A 16238-nucleotide genomic window follows, 5' to 3' on the forward strand; every position below is an offset into this window, starting at 1 on the left:
GGACAGGAAATCTCTGCCCGAACGTTTTGTGGTTTAAGGGTTTACTTTACCAACACCTGCATTTGAGATCACTTCTGATTTCACATTGTTCACGTTAAGCAAAGAGTAGTTATAAGGAGGGTTATACGTACCTGTTGAAGATGTTGGCAGACTGCCTGTGCTGTTAATATAAGAGTTGTTGATGACATGCCATGTTCCAACTTGACGGCTGTCCCAGCTTCCAATAGCATTATTGGTGTTTTCAAATACGTTGTGTTCAATTCTCATCTTTGCGCCCATACGTGAGTTAATCGCTGTTGCCAAGATGCCTTTGTAATAGTTGTTATAGACATGGCCTTCCCCGAAGCGCATAGACGGTACACGAGAGTTCAGGTTTTCAAAGCGGTTGTTGTGGAACGTAATTTTTCGATTGTAGTTATCGTTATCGGAGCTGCCCATGAGCATTGTTTTCCAGCTGTCATGTACATAGTTCCACGAGAAGGTAATATAGTCAGAGTCATTTTTCACATCAAATAAACCATCGTAGTCATCCTTCCCAGAATTCAATGTGTTGTACAGTTCATTATGGTCGACCCATATGTTTTTAGAACCGCCTTCGATCCCGATCGCATCTTTGTCACCGATTTTGCTGTGGTGGATTTTCAAGTTGCGGATGATGATGTTATTGGCACGCCATACTTTAATGCCAATCCCATTAAATTCGCCGTTCGTCCCTTTACCGACGATCGAGACATTATTAGTATCTTTCACATCGATTTTATTGGCTGATGTATTTGAAGGGGTAATCGTCCCGTCTACTACAATTTTTAATTTTTCGTTTGTTCCTTTATTTTTGAGGGCAGCCAATAGTTCATTTCCAGTTTTGACTGTGACGGTTTTACCGCCTTCACCGCCTGTTGTGCCGCCATTTAATGTAGAGAAGCCTTGTTGATTAAAGTTGGCCATAATAGAAGGGCTTTCTGGGTATTTGGCTGCTGCCTTTGCCTCCCCGTTTGGTGCAAATAATGAAGTGACGAGACCAACAGCTAATACACCGGCTAACATTGGAACTTTTCTCTTCAAAGTCAACATCTCCATTCTTTATTTTGTTTTAATGAAAACGTTTCCAAAATAAGCTGTGATTCACCCAATCCTCCTTCCTTCACAAGCATCGCCTCATTCGGAATGTAGGAAGAGCATAGCATGCAAAAAGGTATCATCGGCTAAGGATAGACGCAGCGTATTCCATGATTTTCTAGGAAGCTAAGCCAATGATTATTTTATTTCATCTTCATGAGATAAGGACCATTGTCGATAGGTATGAGGATGACATCATGATTATGGAGAGAAGGCTCTCCATTTAGTAGAAAATCAAAACGCATCATTTTGTTAGAGAAGAAGGAATGCCATAATCATTACATAAGAAAAAATGGCATATAAAATGGGTTTCAAAGAAGTTATGCTAAAAAATAAGGTCTATTTTAAACGGTATTGTCATTCGTGTCGTCTCATGAGTAAGAGAAGAAAAGGAAGGAGGGGCGTGTTTGGAGCAGACAGAAGAGACATTATTGATTCAGCGGGCAAAACAGGGCGATGATGCTGCGTTTACAGCCCTTTATCGACATCATTATTCCTTCCTTTACCGATATGTGCTGAAGCTGACCCTTCAACAAGAGCTGGCAGAGGAAATCATGCAAGAAACGATGCTGAAAGCGTATATGAAGCTTTCTTCATTTAGAGGAGATTCTTTATTTTCAACCTGGCTCATTTCGATTGCATCTAGGCAATTTTTAGATCACCAGAAGAAAAGAAAACGTGAACAAATGAGAGAAGGAAAAGCGAATCAGGAGGCCATACGCCGTTTCAAATGGGACGTTCAACAAAAGGGGAACACATGGCATGATATGTGGGACGCTTTAAATGAATTAAAGGCTCAGGAGCGAGCCCCGATTATTCTGCACTATTATTATGGCTTTACCTACCCAGAAATGGCTTCAATGCTCGGTATGAGAGAAGGCACTGTGAAATCGAGGGTTCATCATGGATTAAAGAAAATTCGAAAGGAGTGGGATGTATGAAGGAAGATCGTTTGACCGAACGTTTAAAAGAAGAGCTGCAGCAGCTAGATGAACAAATTGAAGTGGAAAAGCCAAGTGAGCAGGCTGTCATGATGATGTTGAAACAGGCGAAGGAACAAGAGAAAAGGCGTTTTAAACAAGAAGTGCTAGCATACATTTTGATCAGTTTGACCATTCTGGCGCTCTTTGCAGCTGCCATTACCCATTTGCCTATCATCTTCATTCTTCTCCAAATAGTGAGCGTACCCATCTGCTTTATTGTTGGCTACAAGGAATATCAACATATTAAAGGAGGGTCTTCCTTATGAGTCAGACGGAAATGATCATCTTATTGTGCGTCTTGCCGTTATTGTTTGCACAGGGCTTTCTTTTATTTATGGATGCAAAGAAAAGAGGCCGTTACAAGTGGTTCTGGGGCATTGTCGGTCTCATTAATTTTCCATCGTCTTCTATTTTATATTGGCTTTGTGTCGTGTTGCCTGATCGAAAAAGAGGTGGGAAGCTCCGAAAAGATTGAGTGCAACCGATCAAACTTTTGACCCTTTTTTCGTTGGAAAACAAGCTAGAAATTCATCATGATTCATGTATTTGTCAAAGAAAACGGGACGAGAAACATTCGTTTGTTCGTTTCTAGCACATTAGTCATTCCTTGAGCGCTTATTTTTAAAGTCAATTGCTGCGGCTGCTTGATCTATCTCAATTCGGCATCATTTTCATCTGTTATCAATATTGATCAGATTTTACAATTGGTGTTAAATTAATCTCAATATGCGTTAGAAAATCTAACAATTGAATGTGTGAAGATATCTACAAGGAGGCAGATGCGACATGTTGACCTTAGATCGAGCAGCACAAACAGCACAAAGCTACATCCACCGTGTGTTAGAAGAGGTGGAAAAACGAAATCCCGGCGAGGAGGAATTCCAGCAAGCGGTAAAAGAAATTCTGGAATCACTCGTCCCAGTTTTTGCGAAGCATCCAGAGTATGAAAAACAGGGCATTTTAGAACGGCTCATTGAGCCTGAGCGGCTTGTGATATTTCGAGTGCCATGGGTAGACGATGAGGGCAAAGTACAAGTCAATCGTGGGTTTAGGGTTCAATTCAATAGTGCCATCGGTCCTTATAAAGGAGGCATTCGTTTCCATCCAACCGTCAATGCAAGCATTATCAAGTTTTTAGGGTTTGAACAAATCTTTAAAAACGCACTGACTGGTATGCCGATTGGCGGCGGGAAAGGTGGATCGGATTTTGATCCTAAAGGGAAGTCTGATGGAGAAATCATGCGTTTCGTTCAAAGCTTTATGAGTGAACTCGGCCGATATATCGGACCTGATCAAGATGTGCCAGCAGGTGATATTGGTGTTGGAGCACGCGAAATTGGCTATATGTTCGGACAGTATAAGAAAATGCGTGGTGCTTATGAAGCGGGCGTACTCACGGGGAAAAGCCCTGGATTCGGAGGTAGCTTAGCGAGAAAAGAGGCGACAGGCTACGGACTGGTGTACTTCATGGAGGAAATGCTGAAAGCACATGGGCTCCAATTTGAAGGGCGTTCAGTTGTTGTGTCAGGCTCAGGAAATGTGTCTATTTATGCAATGGAAAAAGTAATGGAATTAGGCGGTAAGGTTGTGGCTTGCAGTGATTCAAGCGGAGCGATTTATGATCCTCAAGGGATTTCACTGGAGACCATCAAACAGTTGAAGGAAGTCGAGAATCAGCGGATTGGAGCATACATAGACATTCACCCACATGCTGAATTAATTGAAGATTGCGAACAAATTTGGTCCGTTCCTTGTGATATTGCGCTGCCATGTGCAACACAAAATGAAATATCAGAGGCGCATGCACAGCAGCTTGTAGCAAATGGTGTCATCGCTGTTGGAGAAGGAGCCAATATGCCGTCCACTCTTAAGGCAGTCAAAGTATTTGAAGAGAATCGTATTTTGTTTGCGCCGGCAAAAGCGGCGAATGCTGGCGGAGTAGGTGTCTCAGCACTGGAAATGGCGCAAAACAGTGCAAGAATGTCTTGGACATTTGAAGAAGTAGATGATCAGCTGAAACAAATGATGCAGTCTATTTATCGTCAGTGTACAGAGACAGCAGACGAATATGGACACTCAGGGAACATCATGGTTGGAGCAAATATTGCAGGATTTCGTAAGGTGGCAGATGCCATGATCGCACAAGGCGTGATTTAACTCCTGCTCTCCCGCACCTGTTTATTTCATGACATGATGGGGAATCGTCCTTTAAGAATGACAATAAGGAGGCGCGGGAGAAATGAAAAAATGGCTGAAACAAATTGTCAAATGGGCACCTGTGATTTATCCAGTGGTGAGGAAAATATATAAAGAGCGGAAAGCATCTAAACGTCGTAACGTATCAGCCGGATAATCCGGCTTTTTTTATGCAAACATACAGATCCTGTGTTGTAAAAAAAATAATAGAATCGAATGATCCATTTCATCCCTCTCTCCGTTAAGTACATAACAAACGGAAAGAGGAGGAAATAAAAGATGAACATGAAGAAAGCAATGTTAACCATTCCACTGAGCGCAGCGTTACTATTCCCGACGGCTCATAGCGCAAGTGCACACGAAGGACATATGCATGGGGAGGCGAAGAAGACGTCTTCGTCACAAGAGGTATCAAATAAAGCAACAGATCTTCGAGCAGCACTAGATCAGCTGTTTTCAGAGCATGCCTATTTAGCGGTGATCACGATGCAAAAAGGAATTGACGGCAGTAAAGACTTCGATCAAGCAGCGGCGGCGTTAAATGACAACACGAATGACTTATCAGATGCAATTGCCTCCGTGTATGGAAAAAAAGCAGGCAAACAATTCAAAGACATTTGGTCAAGTCATATCGGCTACTTTGTTGACTATGTACAAGCCACAGCGAAAAAAGATGATGCAGGTAAAAAGAAAGCGATCAAGCAGCTTGATCAATATCGAATGAAACAAGCCGGTATGCTCGATCAAGCAACAGACGGCAGACTGAAAGCAAGTGAGCTTGAAGAAGGCTTGAAGATGCATGTGAATGAACTGCTAAAAGCGTTTGACAGCTACACTGAAAAGGATTTTGATACGACCTATGAAACGGTGAGAAAATCCATTCATCATATGTTTGAGGTAGGAAAAGGCGTGTCATGGGCCATCACAGATCAATTTCCTGGGAAATTTGATCAAAAGTCAGTGGATACACCAGCGGCGGATCTTCGTGAAGATTTAAACTATTTGTTCTCAGAGCATTTGGCACTCGCAGTAGTTGCCATGCAAAAAGGAAATGATGGCAGCAAGGACTTTGAGCAAGCAGCAGCGGCTTTAAATGAAAACACAAATGATTTATCTGATGCAATTGCATCTGTTTATGGTAAGGATGCAGGCAAACAATTCAAAGACATTTGGTCAAGCCATATCGGTTACTTAGTTGATTATGTCAAAGCCGATGCATCAGGCGATCATCAAGCAAAAGAAAAGGCTGTCAAAGATTTAGATGCGTATCGAATGAAGCAAGCGAAATTCCTAGATCAAGCAACAGATGGCCGTTTAAAGGCAGCTGATTTAGAAGCTGGTTTGAAAACACATATTGATGAGCTGATCAAAACGTATACGTCTTACCATAATGGCGAATATGATCAGCTTTATCCGACAGTGAGAGAGGCTTATGGTCATATGTTCATGGTTGGTCAGGATGTCACAGCAGCAATTGTTGATCAGCATCCTGAGCTGTTCAAATCGAACATGCCTAATGAAATGCCGAAAACAGGTATGGGGGGCACAGCTGGTCCTTTAGGCATGTCCTATGAAGCATTTGCGGGAATGATCGCAAGTTTGATCCTCGCAGGCGGCGTGGCAGGTGCATTCTTCCTTAATCGCCGTAAGGCATCAAATTCTAACTCATAAAGACAGACGGGAACGTGCACAATCGTGCCGTTCCTTTCTTCAAAAGGAGGCCGGCTTAGATGAAGAATTGGCTGCTCAGTATTCTTTCGCTTCTCATCATCACAGGCTGCTCATCACAGGCAATGGATGAATCGTCATCCTCAAAAAACATACCAGCTTCTAAGGAAATGACCACACATCAAGCCGAGAAACAGAACCACTCACACGATACATTAAAAGACGAGCCATCTGGTATAGTACCAGCTGAAATCGCCATTCCCGCTATTGATATCAAAGCAAAAGTGGAGAAAACATCTTTATTAAAGGATGGCAGTATGGGTGTCCCTCAGGATACAGACAACACGGCTTGGTTTGAAGATGGTCCAAAACCGGGAGATAAAGGGAATGCCGTCATAAATGGCCATGTAGATAATAAATGGGGGCCATCGGTATTTTATCGATTAAAGGAGCTAAAAAAGGGTGACAAGGTGATCGTCACGTCCTCATCGGGAAAAAAGCGAACCTTTGAAGTCATAAAAGTAAGAAGCTATCCGCGTGAGGAGAAGCCCAAGGCGTTTTTTGGATACACCTTTACACGGAATCTCAATTTAATCACTTGTACAGGGACATTTGATCATGCAGCAGGTACGCATGAAAATAGATTGGTTGTCTTTACCCAGATGATCTCTTCATAAAGAAGGCGGATACACGATGGTATACGCCTTTTTTTCGTGGTTTTCGCAAGTATCTTTCAAAAAGATTCATAGGACATTAGATATGGTTAGTTGTATAAATAGGGGCATTTGTCATATAAATGAGTTGGCAATTTTTATTTGTTTTCAGTAGAATATGAGTAATGAAGAGAACTGCAAGCGTATACAACCTGTCCAGACAAGGCAGATTCTCCACCCTACATAAGGAGGCCGATCTGATGCTGAGTAAAAGACTGGCGCACATCTTAAGTCAGCTCATGGTAGCTGAGACCCCGCTCACAAGCGCTGCACTTTCTGCCAGTTTACAAGTGACAAGCCGCACTATTCGTACAGACATAAAGGAACTGAACGACCGTCTTGCCCCTTATCAAGCGGCTGTAACAGCTGTTAGAGGAGCTGGCTATGAGCTGTTGATCAACGATGAGAATGCCTTTCGCCGTTTTATGAAGGAGGAGGTCGAGCAGGAAGAGCCGCTTGCTGTGCTGCCAGAGGAGCGAGTTCGGTTTATTTTAAAAAGACTTCTTTTGGCAGAATCCTATGTGAAGCTGGAGGATTTACAGGAGCAGCTGTTTATTAGTAAATCGACGATGAGCAACGATGTGAAATCGGTCAAACGTAAACTGGAGCCCTTTGATCTGAAGCTTGAAGCGAAGCCGAGCAAAGGCTGCCGAATCAAGGGATCAGAGATGAAAATCCGTTATTGCATGTCAGAATATTTATTCAATGAACGTCGTTCTTATCAAACGATGCTTAACACAGCTGTCACCATTTTGCCAAAGCATGAACTCGAATTGATTCAGAAAACAATGATCGATTATATCAATGAGGAAGGCATGAATCTATCAGACATTTGCATGAATAATTTAATCGTTCATGTTGCTATTGCCTGCAAACGAATTAGACACGGAAACTATGTATCTGTTCTTCCAGAGGAAATCAGCGAAATTCCGCGAGCAAAGGAATACAGGGTCGCTAAAAAAATGGTGGAGCGTCTTGAAGGGCTGCTGGGTGTCTCATTTCCACAAGAGGAAATCGTCTATATCACCATTCATTTGCTAGGAACAGCCAAAATGGTACAGTCCTTTTCCTCGAGCGGTCAAAAACAAATTGTCGATGATGACACGAGCCGGCTTGTACAGCTCATGCTGAAGGCCATTGATCAAAAATTGCAGCTTGATTTAGCCGGTGATACGGAACTAATGATTGGATTGAGTCTGCACTTAAAGCCTGCCATCAACCGATGTAAATATGGAATGAACTTAAGAAATCCGATGCTTGATGAAATAAAAGCGGGGTATCCACTTGCCTTTGAAGCGGGGATTATTGCCAGCAGGGTCCTTGAAGAAGAGGAGGGGCTGAGTATTCATGAGAATGAAATTGGATATATGGCGCTTCATTTTGGTGCGGCTTTAGAGCGGAGGAAAATGGAGATTCCGCCGAAGCGGTGTCTCATTGTCTGTGCGTCTGGTGCAGGGAGTGCGAGGCTGCTGCAGGATCGTTTGCGGTCACAATTTGGGTCAAAGCTGACCATTTTAGGAACAGCGGAGCTATATTCGCTTCCGCATGTCTCTTTACATGCCCTGGATTTGATTATTACAACGATTCCAATTCATATGGAATTACCGGTTCCAGTCATTCAAGTGAACACCATTTTGGGAGGCGGTGATTTTTTAAAAATTGAAGAAGCCCTGACGAGTGAAACAAGGGTGACATTGGCCTCGCAATATATGAAAAAGGAATTGGTGTTTACAAAACGCGCCTTTCACACAAAGGAAGAGGTCATCACCTTTTTAACGCAAAAAGTCATCGAAATGGGATTAGCGCCAGCTGAGCTCACACCATCTGTCATGGAAAGAGAAGAGGCTGCCCCTACCTCTTTCGGACATTATACGGCGATTCCGCACCCGATGACGCCGCTGACAGATGAGACGTTTTGGGCGATATGTACATTAGAAAAACCAATCATTTGGGGAGAGAAAAAGGTTCAATTTGTCTGCCTGCTTTGTGTCGAAAAAGAGAATGCCAAAGATTTAAAAGGCATGTACCGCCTGCTGGGGGAGCTTGTGCATAATGTGAAATTCATTCATCACCTGATCACCTGTGATACATTTGAAGACATGCTTGATATCATGTATAAAAAGGCTCCTTCGTACAAGAACTAACTGTGTGATATTAACTTTTTCCGCTTCCTAAAGGAAAAAGTATGGGTGTTTATGAAAGCGGTTTCATAATATGATGAATGTGTAAAGAATAGCTTCACACTTTGAAAAGGGGGCGTTTACACATGAACATCTTATTGGTTTGCGCAGCAGGTATGTCTACAAGCTTACTTGTCACAAAAATGGAGAAAAGCGCACAAGAACAAGGAAAAGATTATCGTATTTGGGCAGTATCTGGAGATTCTGCCAAAAATCATATTGATCAAGCAGATGTGCTTTTATTAGGACCTCAGGTTCGATATTTATTACCGCAAATGAAAAAGCTCGGAGAAGAAAAAGGAATACCAGTAGACGTAATTAATACCGTGCATTATGGCGTATGTAATGGCGCCGAGGTTTTAAAATCTGCTGAACAGCTAGTGAACGGATAAAGGGGGCGGAGGGGATGAATGGATTCAACCGATTTCTAGAAGAGAAGGTCATGCCGTTTGCAGGGAAGATTGCCGCTCAAAGACATTTACAAGCATTGCGTGACGGAATTGTTTTAACGATGCCTCTCATTATTGTCGGTTCACTGTTTCTCATTTTAGCCAACCTTCCGATCCCAGGATACAGCGATTTTATGGCAAGTATCTTCGGAGCAGAATGGGCCACGAAACTATCCTATCCTGTTAATGCAACCTTTGACATTATGGCACTTGTTGCAACCTTCGGGATTGCTTACAGGCTAGCTGAAAAGTATGCCGTTGATGCACTATCATCTGGTGCGATCGCTGTTGCGGCTTTCCTGTTGGCTACTCCATATCAAGTACCTTTCACACCTGAAGGCTCAACAGAAGCTATCCTAGTGGGCGGGGGAATTCCTGTCACACTGATGGGCAGTAAAGGCTTATTCGTTGCCATGATTATTGCCATGCTTTCAACCGAAATTTACCGCTTTATTGTACAGCGGAACATCGTTATCAAAATGCCTGATGGTGTACCGCCAGCAGTCAGTAAATCGTTTATTGCACTTATTCCAGGTTTTGTGGTCATCACGCTGATCTGGGTCGCTAGACTTGTGATTGAGATGACACCTTTTGAGAGTATTCATAATATCATCACGGTCTTAATTGGTACACCGCTTTCCATTCTTGGTGGCAGCTTAGGCGGCAGTATCGTTGCGATGGGTGTGCAAATGCTCCTATGGGCATGTGGTATTCACGGAGCAACCATTGTCGGGGGCGTCATGGGGCCAATTTGGCTCGGTGCAATGGATGAGAACCGTCTTGCATTTCAAGCAGGAGAAGTGCTGCCGAATATTTTCACAGCGCAGTTCTTTGAAATCTTCATCAACGTCGGCGGAAGCGGTGCAACGCTAGCTTTGGTGCTGACCATGATCTTACGTGCTAGAAGTAAACAAATGAAACAGCTTGGCCGCCTTGCCATTGGGCCAGCCATCTTTAACATCAACGAGCCGATCATTTTTGGAATGCCGATTGTGATGAACCCAATGCTTCTCATTCCGTTTATCCTTACGCCAATCATGATGATCATCACCACATATATCGGAATGAGCACAGGCCTTGTGGCAAAACCGGCAGGGATTGCTGTCCCATGGACCATGCCGCCAATCATTTCAGGCTATCTCGCCACAGGAGGTAAAATCTCTGGTGCTGTCATGCAGCTGATTAACCTTGCGTTGTCATTTGCTCTATACTACCCATTCTTTAGAATGTGGGATAAGCAGAAATTGAAAGAAGAAAGTGAGCTAGAAACAAAAGCATCAACTGATGAAAATGTCGTCAGCATGTAATAGAGGGAACAAGGGGGATGCGGCCGATGGAAATGGAACAAATTGTGTTTCAACTCATCCTGCACGGCGGAAATGGCAGAAGCTCAGCGATGGAAGCCATTACGTGTGCAAAGCAAGGTAATTTTGATGAGGCGAAGCAAAAAATGCAGGAAGCACAAGACGCGTTAAATGAGGCGCATCACGCACAGACAGAGCTGATCCAAGGAGAAATCAGGGGCGAAAAGACGGATATTAGCCTCCTCATGATTCATGCGCAGGATCATCTCATGAACGCAATGACCGTTAAGGAGCTCGCAGCAGAAATCATTGAGCTCCATGAAAAAATGAAGCAACTCGGAGGTGTCAATTCATGAAAGAAGGAATCAAAATTGTCACAATAGGCGGTGGATCGAGCTATACGCCTGAGCTCGTCGAAGGGTTTATTAAACGATATCATGAATTGCCTGTAAAGGAATTATGGCTTGTGGATATTGAAGCGGGTCAGGAAAAGTTAAACATCGTGGGCGCTCTGGCGAAACGTATGGTCGAAAAAGCAGGTCTGCCGATTGAGGTACACCTGACTCTTGACCGACGGGAAGCCTTGAAGGACGCAGATTTTGTGACGACACAATTTCGTGTAGGACTGCTGGAAGCACGGGCAAAGGATGAAAGAATACCGCTTAAATATGGCGTCATCGGTCAGGAAACGAATGGACCAGGCGGTTTATTTAAAGGCCTTCGGACCATCCCGGTCATTTTAGACATTGTGAAGGATATGGAAGAGCTTTGCCCAGACGCATGGCTTGTGAACTTTACGAATCCAGCCGGCATGGTCACAGAAGCTGTTTTACGCTACACGAATCTCAAAAAAGTCGTCGGTCTATGCAATGTGCCGATTGGGATCAAAATGGGAATCGCTAAGGCGCTTGAAGTGGATGTAGAACGCATTGAGGTACAGTTTGCCGGTCTCAATCACATGGTCTATGGATTAGACGTATATTTAGACGGGGTCAGCATTATGGATCAAGTGCTTGATGAACTAGGAAATCCGAACAGCCAGTGGTCCATGAAAAACATTGAAGCGAAAAACTGGGAGCCTTCTTTTGTGAAAGGATTAGGGGTCATCCCATGTCCGTATCATCGCTATTACTATAAAACGAAAGATATGCTGGAAGAAGAGCAAAAGGCGGCTCAAGAAAAAGGAACACGAGCGGAGGTTGTACAGCAGGTCGAGCAGGAACTATTTGAGCTCTATAAAGATCCTGATTTGTCGATTAAGCCACCGCAGCTCGAAAAAAGAGGCGGAGCCTATTATAGCGATGCGGCTTGTAACTTAATCAGCTCCATCTATAATGATAAGCACGACATTCAACCAGTCAATACAGTGAACAGAGGGGCGATTGCCAGCATTCCGGCTGAATCAGCAGTTGAAGTAAACTGTATCATTACGAAGGACGGACCAAAGCCAATCGCGACAGGTGATCTGCCTGTAGCTGTCAGAGGGCTCGTTCAACAAATCAAATCATTCGAGCGTGTGGCAGCTGAAGCGGCTGTAACTGGAGATTATGAGACGGCTCTTGTTGCGATGACGATCAACCCGCTCGTCCCTTCAGACGAGATTGCAAAGCAAATTTTAGATGAAATGCTCGAAGCGCACCGTGAGTATTTACCGCAATTCTTCAAATCAGTCAATGCTTAACACATATTGAATGACCCCTTTTATGGGGTCATTTTTTATGATTTCTTCATATGGAACTGGAGAAAGAAGTGTATGATAGAAAAAACAGCATGTATGGCTTCAAAGAAAGGAATGTTGGAATATGGTTGCAATTGGTTTAATGCTTTACGGGTTTGTCGTACAGCCTGTAATAAGTTATGGCACAGTGATCTTGTTTTTGTATGGCCTTATTGCTTCATTTGTTGGCCTCATTCGGCATAAGGGCTATTTGTGGATCTATGTTCTCCGTCTGCTTGTTTCTTTCACCATTCCAGTGACCAACCTATTGATGTATTTCGCAACGATTGGAGGAGATGCAAGAAAGTTTGATTTCCAGCCGATGCCGCTTGTTTACTATCTTGTCTTTATCCTAGAAATCATGATCATCTTTTTGCCAGAGATTTTTTTACTGATCGAAAGAAAGCGGAGCATCAAGGGGAAACAGTGGATATACGTCGGGGCAATTGTTGCGGTATCGGTCTTGTTTTGGTGCACGATTTGATGGGAAGCAGACGAGTCAACTAAGTCTTTTTCGCTTTTTGTTTCTGTAACTTCTTTCGTCTAACCTTTACAAAAGAGATGGAAAGAGCAAGGATAGAAATCCCAAGCGCCTTAAATAGAAATCGGGTGAGGAACGGTGAATCGTCGAAACCAGTAGCGACGATCATCGATCCGATACAGATCCCAATGAACGCTAATAGATAAGTAAAAAACATACCATCCCTCCTTAATTTATTACCATTATAAGGTATGTTAGAGAGGTAAATAAACAAAAAAGAACCCTTCGTGAATGAAAGGTTCTTTTACATGCTTATGCTTGCTTGACGACCGAGTCAACTTCAACTGTCCAGCCGAAGATGTCTGGCTGTGTTCCTTTTTGGATGCCAGTAATGGCTTCATACAATTTCTTGGATACTTCGCCTGTTTGACCATTTTGGATCACATATGGCTGATCATGATAAATTAATTCCCCGACAGGAGAGATCACGGCCGCCGTTCCAGTCCCAAAAATTTCTTCAAGCTCACCAGATTGATGTGCTTCAATTAACTCATCAATTGATATTTTGCGCTCTGTGACTGGAATTCCCCAATGCTTTAACAGCTCAAGTACAGAGTTACGCGTGATGCCTTCTAAAATGCTGCCGTTCAATTCAGGCGTCACGATTTCCCCGTTGATTTTAAAGAAGATATTCATGCTGCCGACTTCTTCAATGTATTTTTTCTCGACCCCATCAAGCCAAAGAACTTGTGAAAATCCTTTCGTTTCAGCCACTTGCTGTGCTTTAAGGCTTGATGCATAGTTTCCAGCTGTTTTGGCATTTCCTGTTCCACCCTTAACGGCACGGACAAACTCATTTTCAACGGCAATTTTGACCGGATGAATGCCTTCTTTATAGTATGATCCCACTGGAGATAAGATAATGATCAGCTTATACGTGCTAGACGGTGCAACGCCTAAATACGGCTCAGTGGAAATAATGAATGGACGAATATACAAGGAAGTGCCCTCTGCATCAGGTACCCAATCCTTATCAATGCGAATGAGTTCATTTAAGCCCTCTAATACTGTTTCTGAATCAATTTGCGGAATACACAGGCGGTCATTGGATCTGTTTAAGCGTTCCATGTTCTTTTCCGGACGGAATAAGAGAATTTTTTGATCCTCAGAAACATAAGCCTTCAAGCCTTCAAAAACAGATTGACCATAATGGTAGACCATCGAAGCTGGGTCCATTGGAATAGCCTGATAAGGAATAATTCTTGGATCATACCAGCCTTTATCAATTGAATAATCCATCACAAACATGTGATCTGTGAAGATTTTTCCGAATTCAAGTTGATCAGATTGAGGTTTTGGTTTTTTTGTTGAACTAAGTTCAACGCGGATGGGTTGTTTTGGCATTGTAAATCTCCTTGCTGTTTGATTATTTGAAAATTCTAATAATATGAAATAATTATGATTCTATTCTATACCTTCACAAAATATTAGCAATAGGTTTTCTGGAATTCAGACAAGAAAAATCTGTTAAAGCGCTTTCCTTCTCTCTGCTGTCAGTTTGGCTCATGTCCCCCCTTTTTAAAAAAGAAATAAAATCCAAATACGTTATTAACTGATTAATCTGACAATTTAAAAACGAATGGGTTTCCTGTAAGATATTCTTTCAACCATACACCTTTTGACTAGTACATTGCAAGGGACATTGTCATATTTTAATCCTCTTTTTTTTAACCGATAAAGGAAGAAGAGAAGGGAAAGGAGCAAACGACAAGATGAAACGAGCGATACCATGCATTTTACTCATTGTATTCATGTCCATGATCAGCTTTGGCTGTCAGTCGATGACAGAGGAAGCTGGTGCTAAGCAAAGCACAGCTTATTACGTAGCGGTAAACGGAAACGACAAAAACCCGGGAACAAAGCAAAAACCTTTCCGCACGCTGAAAAAAGCAGCAAGTATAGCGAAGGCTGGGACAACCATTTACATGAGAGGCGGTACATACAAAGAGAAATTGATTGTCCGCCATTCCGGAACAAAGAAAGCACCCGTTGTCTTTCAAGCTTACGGAAAAGAAAAACCTGTGATTAGCGGGGCATCCCTTAAAGGAAATCAAGCCGATGGCGGTCTTGTCACGGTCGATCAAAAGAGCTACATCACCCTCAAAGGCCTGACTGTAGGACATCTTAAGACGAATAAAGAAGATTTAACACCAGTTGGTATTTTCATCAAAGGAAGCGGTAAAGGCGTAAAACTGCTCAATAACCGAGTGTATGACATTCAGACGAAACATGAAAATGGAAATGCACATGGAATTGCTGTCTATGGGACAAAAGCTCCTGCAGCAATAGAAGACATTGAAATCAAAGGAAATACCGTTGAAAAATTAAAACTGGGCTTCAGTGAAGCGCTTGTGCTAAATGGAAACGTCAAAAAGTTCCGTGTGACACATAACACGGTCCGGCACACTGATAATATTGGCATTGATTTAATTGGTTTCGAGAACGTAGCACCCTCTAAAAAGTATGATCAAGTTAGAAATGGAGTCGTCTCTAGAAACAAAGTATATGAGATTACGAGTGCAGGGAACCCAGCCTATGGAAGCGACATCTCCGCTGGCGGAATTTATGTTGATGGCGGAAAAGACATTGTGATCGATCATAACATCTCACATCACAATGACCTGGGGATTGAAGTCACAAGCGAACATAAAGGAAAAATGGCAGATCGCATCCGCATCGAACACAATCAAGTATATTTAAACCGTTATACAGGCATTTCTATTGGCGGCTATGATAAGAAGCGTGGCGGTACAACCAATACGACGATTTCACATAATATTTTGTACAAAAATGACACAGCCGGCTTAGAAGGCGGTCAATTGCTAATGCAATATCAAGCAGTGAACAATCGAATCACGAATAATATCATGACGGCTAGCGCCTCGCATTACTTAGTCGTGAATCTTTATCAAGTGAATCAAAAGAATACCTTCCAGAAGAACGTTTATGATGACCGCAAAGGTGCGAAAGCATCACAGTGGGTATGGCGCGGGAAATGGATGGAAGGCTACAAAACCTATCTCTCTAAAAGCGGTCAAGATAAAGGATCAGCACATCTCAACCCACAATTTGTGAATGAGAAAAAATATGATTTCCGTCTGAAGAAATCATCACCTGCTAAGAAAATCATCGGAAGCTGATGATATTTTAGAAATTTTCAAAAAAGTCATTGACATTGATGTGACATCACATTAAAGTAAAGAAGACATTTCAACGAAAACAAATTTCATAACGGATCTCTTATCAAGAGAGGCAGAGGGACTGGCCCTATGACGCCCAGCAACCGTTTCTATTTTAGAAATTGGTGCTAATTCCTGCAAAGCTGTTACAGCTTTGACAGATAAGAGAGGAAGACTTCCCGATACATGTTT

The 16238-nt window shown here is 42.7% G+C and carries 17 protein-coding genes and 1 riboswitch; of the genes, 14 read left to right on the top strand and 3 right to left on the bottom strand.

Translation table 11 applies throughout. The annotated features are described in order from the left end of the window. Window positions 1–33 precede the first annotated feature (33 nt). Window positions 34–1071 (bottom strand): pectate lyase, encoded by a 1038-nt coding sequence (locus tag V6Z54_RS08475; RefSeq protein WP_064498828.1) that lies wholly within the window; start codon window positions 1069–1071, stop codon window positions 34–36. Between the two features lie 452 nt (window positions 1072–1523). On the opposite strand from V6Z54_RS08475, the gene sigY reads away from it, so the two are divergent. The 13 genes from sigY (at window position 1524) to V6Z54_RS08540 (ending at window position 12810) form a co-directional block, all read left to right on the top strand. Next, on the top strand, window positions 1524–2057 hold the full coding sequence (gene sigY, locus V6Z54_RS08480) for an RNA polymerase sigma factor SigY (protein WP_075612136.1): 534 nt from the start codon (window positions 1524–1526) through the stop codon (window positions 2055–2057). Next, window positions 2054–2365 carry a YxlC family protein gene (locus tag V6Z54_RS08485; RefSeq protein ID WP_041087639.1) on the top strand — a complete coding sequence of 104 codons (312 nt, stop codon included), beginning with the start codon at window positions 2054–2056 and terminating at the stop codon, window positions 2363–2365. The genes sigY and V6Z54_RS08485 overlap by 4 nt, the downstream gene beginning before the upstream one ends. Continuing rightward, window positions 2362–2574 (top strand): hypothetical protein, encoded by a 213-nt coding sequence (locus V6Z54_RS08490; protein WP_039182469.1) that lies wholly within the window; start codon window positions 2362–2364, stop codon window positions 2572–2574. Before V6Z54_RS08485 ends, V6Z54_RS08490 begins: the two co-directional genes overlap by 4 nt. 311 nt (window positions 2575–2885) lie before the next feature. Beyond that, the gene (gdhA, locus tag V6Z54_RS08495) at window positions 2886–4256 is read left to right on the top strand and encodes an NADP-specific glutamate dehydrogenase (protein WP_039182467.1); all 1371 of its coding nucleotides are present in this window, start codon (window positions 2886–2888) and stop codon (window positions 4254–4256) included. Between the two features lie 82 nt (window positions 4257–4338). Further along, window positions 4339–4452, top strand: coding sequence for a hypothetical protein (locus V6Z54_RS08500; RefSeq protein ID WP_223250414.1), 114 nt, complete (start codon window positions 4339–4341; stop codon window positions 4450–4452). 122 nt (window positions 4453–4574) lie between these two features. Continuing rightward, window positions 4575–5966 carry a copper amine oxidase gene (locus V6Z54_RS08505; RefSeq protein WP_338527923.1) on the top strand — a complete coding sequence of 464 codons (1392 nt, stop codon included), beginning with the start codon at window positions 4575–4577 and terminating at the stop codon, window positions 5964–5966. Window positions 5967–6025: 59 nt separating this feature from the next. After that, the gene (locus V6Z54_RS08510; protein WP_338527924.1) at window positions 6026–6640 is read left to right on the top strand and encodes a class F sortase; all 615 of its coding nucleotides are present in this window, start codon (window positions 6026–6028) and stop codon (window positions 6638–6640) included. Window positions 6641–6876: 236 nt separating this feature from the next. After that, entirely contained in the window at window positions 6877–8820 is a 1944-nt protein-coding gene (locus V6Z54_RS08515; protein ID WP_073978810.1) for a BglG family transcription antiterminator, read from the top strand. Between the two features lie 122 nt (window positions 8821–8942). Continuing rightward, the gene (locus V6Z54_RS08520) at window positions 8943–9248 is read left to right on the top strand and encodes a PTS sugar transporter subunit IIB (RefSeq protein ID WP_003214824.1); all 306 of its coding nucleotides are present in this window, start codon (window positions 8943–8945) and stop codon (window positions 9246–9248) included. Between the two features lie 14 nt (window positions 9249–9262). Further along, window positions 9263–10612 (top strand): PTS cellobiose transporter subunit IIC, encoded by a 1350-nt coding sequence (gene celB / locus V6Z54_RS08525; protein ID WP_024423868.1) that lies wholly within the window; start codon window positions 9263–9265, stop codon window positions 10610–10612. 26 nt (window positions 10613–10638) lie between these two features. Further along, window positions 10639–10965 carry a PTS lactose/cellobiose transporter subunit IIA gene (locus V6Z54_RS08530; protein WP_039182451.1) on the top strand — a complete coding sequence of 109 codons (327 nt, stop codon included), beginning with the start codon at window positions 10639–10641 and terminating at the stop codon, window positions 10963–10965. Further along, window positions 10962–12290, top strand: coding sequence for a 6-phospho-beta-glucosidase (locus tag V6Z54_RS08535; RefSeq protein WP_075612131.1), 1329 nt, complete (start codon window positions 10962–10964; stop codon window positions 12288–12290). Before V6Z54_RS08530 ends, V6Z54_RS08535 begins: the two co-directional genes overlap by 4 nt. A gap of 121 nt (window positions 12291–12411) precedes the next feature. Continuing rightward, window positions 12412–12810 carry a hypothetical protein gene (locus V6Z54_RS08540; RefSeq protein ID WP_041087655.1) on the top strand — a complete coding sequence of 133 codons (399 nt, stop codon included), beginning with the start codon at window positions 12412–12414 and terminating at the stop codon, window positions 12808–12810. 19 nt (window positions 12811–12829) lie between these two features. Here the strand turns inward: V6Z54_RS08540 and V6Z54_RS08545 are convergent, their stop codons facing one another. Continuing rightward, entirely contained in the window at window positions 12830–13024 is a 195-nt protein-coding gene (locus V6Z54_RS08545; protein ID WP_039182442.1) for a hypothetical protein, read from the bottom strand. 95 nt (window positions 13025–13119) lie between these two features. After that, a complete protein-coding gene (locus tag V6Z54_RS08550; protein ID WP_039182437.1) occupies window positions 13120–14211 on the bottom strand; it encodes a branched-chain amino acid aminotransferase in 1092 nt (363 codons plus the stop codon). A gap of 368 nt (window positions 14212–14579) precedes the next feature. Here V6Z54_RS08550 and V6Z54_RS08555 point away from each other — a divergent pair, with 368 nt between their 5' ends. Continuing rightward, a complete protein-coding gene (locus V6Z54_RS08555; protein WP_338527925.1) occupies window positions 14580–16007 on the top strand; it encodes a right-handed parallel beta-helix repeat-containing protein in 1428 nt (475 codons plus the stop codon). A gap of 97 nt (window positions 16008–16104) precedes the next feature. After that, window positions 16105–16214: riboswitch (SAM riboswitch) on the top strand. The last annotated feature ends 24 nt before the right edge of the window (window positions 16215–16238 follow it).

Origin of the sequence: Bacillus sp. MAG717A, from assembly GCF_036884855.1 — a bacterium.
In the GTDB taxonomy this organism is placed as follows: Bacteria; Bacillota; Bacilli; order Bacillales; family Bacillaceae; genus Bacillus; species Bacillus safensis.

Excerpts from the sequence above, each read along its gene's own strand:
- V6Z54_RS08475 (WP_064498828.1), bottom strand. The coding sequence starts at position 1,071 with ATGTTGACTTTGAAGAGAAAAGTTCCAATGTTAGCCGGTGTATTAGCT.
- V6Z54_RS08485 (WP_041087639.1), top strand. The coding sequence starts at position 2,054 with ATGAAGGAAGATCGTTTGACCGAACGTTTAAAAGAAGAGCTGCAGCAG.
- V6Z54_RS08490 (WP_039182469.1), top strand. The coding sequence starts at position 2,362 with ATGAGTCAGACGGAAATGATCATCTTATTGTGCGTCTTGCCGTTATTG.
- gdhA (WP_039182467.1), top strand. The coding sequence starts at position 2,886 with ATGTTGACCTTAGATCGAGCAGCACAAACAGCACAAAGCTACATCCAC.
- V6Z54_RS08500 (WP_223250414.1), top strand. The coding sequence starts at position 4,339 with ATGAAAAAATGGCTGAAACAAATTGTCAAATGGGCACCTGTGATTTAT.
- V6Z54_RS08505 (WP_338527923.1), top strand. The coding sequence starts at position 4,575 with ATGAACATGAAGAAAGCAATGTTAACCATTCCACTGAGCGCAGCGTTA.
- V6Z54_RS08510 (WP_338527924.1), top strand. The coding sequence starts at position 6,026 with ATGAAGAATTGGCTGCTCAGTATTCTTTCGCTTCTCATCATCACAGGC.
- V6Z54_RS08515 (WP_073978810.1), top strand. The coding sequence starts at position 6,877 with ATGCTGAGTAAAAGACTGGCGCACATCTTAAGTCAGCTCATGGTAGCT.
- V6Z54_RS08520 (WP_003214824.1), top strand. The coding sequence starts at position 8,943 with ATGAACATCTTATTGGTTTGCGCAGCAGGTATGTCTACAAGCTTACTT.
- celB (WP_024423868.1), top strand. The coding sequence starts at position 9,263 with ATGAATGGATTCAACCGATTTCTAGAAGAGAAGGTCATGCCGTTTGCA.
- V6Z54_RS08530 (WP_039182451.1), top strand. The coding sequence starts at position 10,639 with ATGGAAATGGAACAAATTGTGTTTCAACTCATCCTGCACGGCGGAAAT.
- V6Z54_RS08535 (WP_075612131.1), top strand. The coding sequence starts at position 10,962 with ATGAAAGAAGGAATCAAAATTGTCACAATAGGCGGTGGATCGAGCTAT.
- V6Z54_RS08540 (WP_041087655.1), top strand. The coding sequence starts at position 12,412 with ATGGTTGCAATTGGTTTAATGCTTTACGGGTTTGTCGTACAGCCTGTA.
- V6Z54_RS08545 (WP_039182442.1), bottom strand. The coding sequence starts at position 13,024 with ATGTTTTTTACTTATCTATTAGCGTTCATTGGGATCTGTATCGGATCG.
- V6Z54_RS08550 (WP_039182437.1), bottom strand. The coding sequence starts at position 14,211 with ATGCCAAAACAACCCATCCGCGTTGAACTTAGTTCAACAAAAAAACCA.
- V6Z54_RS08555 (WP_338527925.1), top strand. The coding sequence starts at position 14,580 with ATGAAACGAGCGATACCATGCATTTTACTCATTGTATTCATGTCCATG.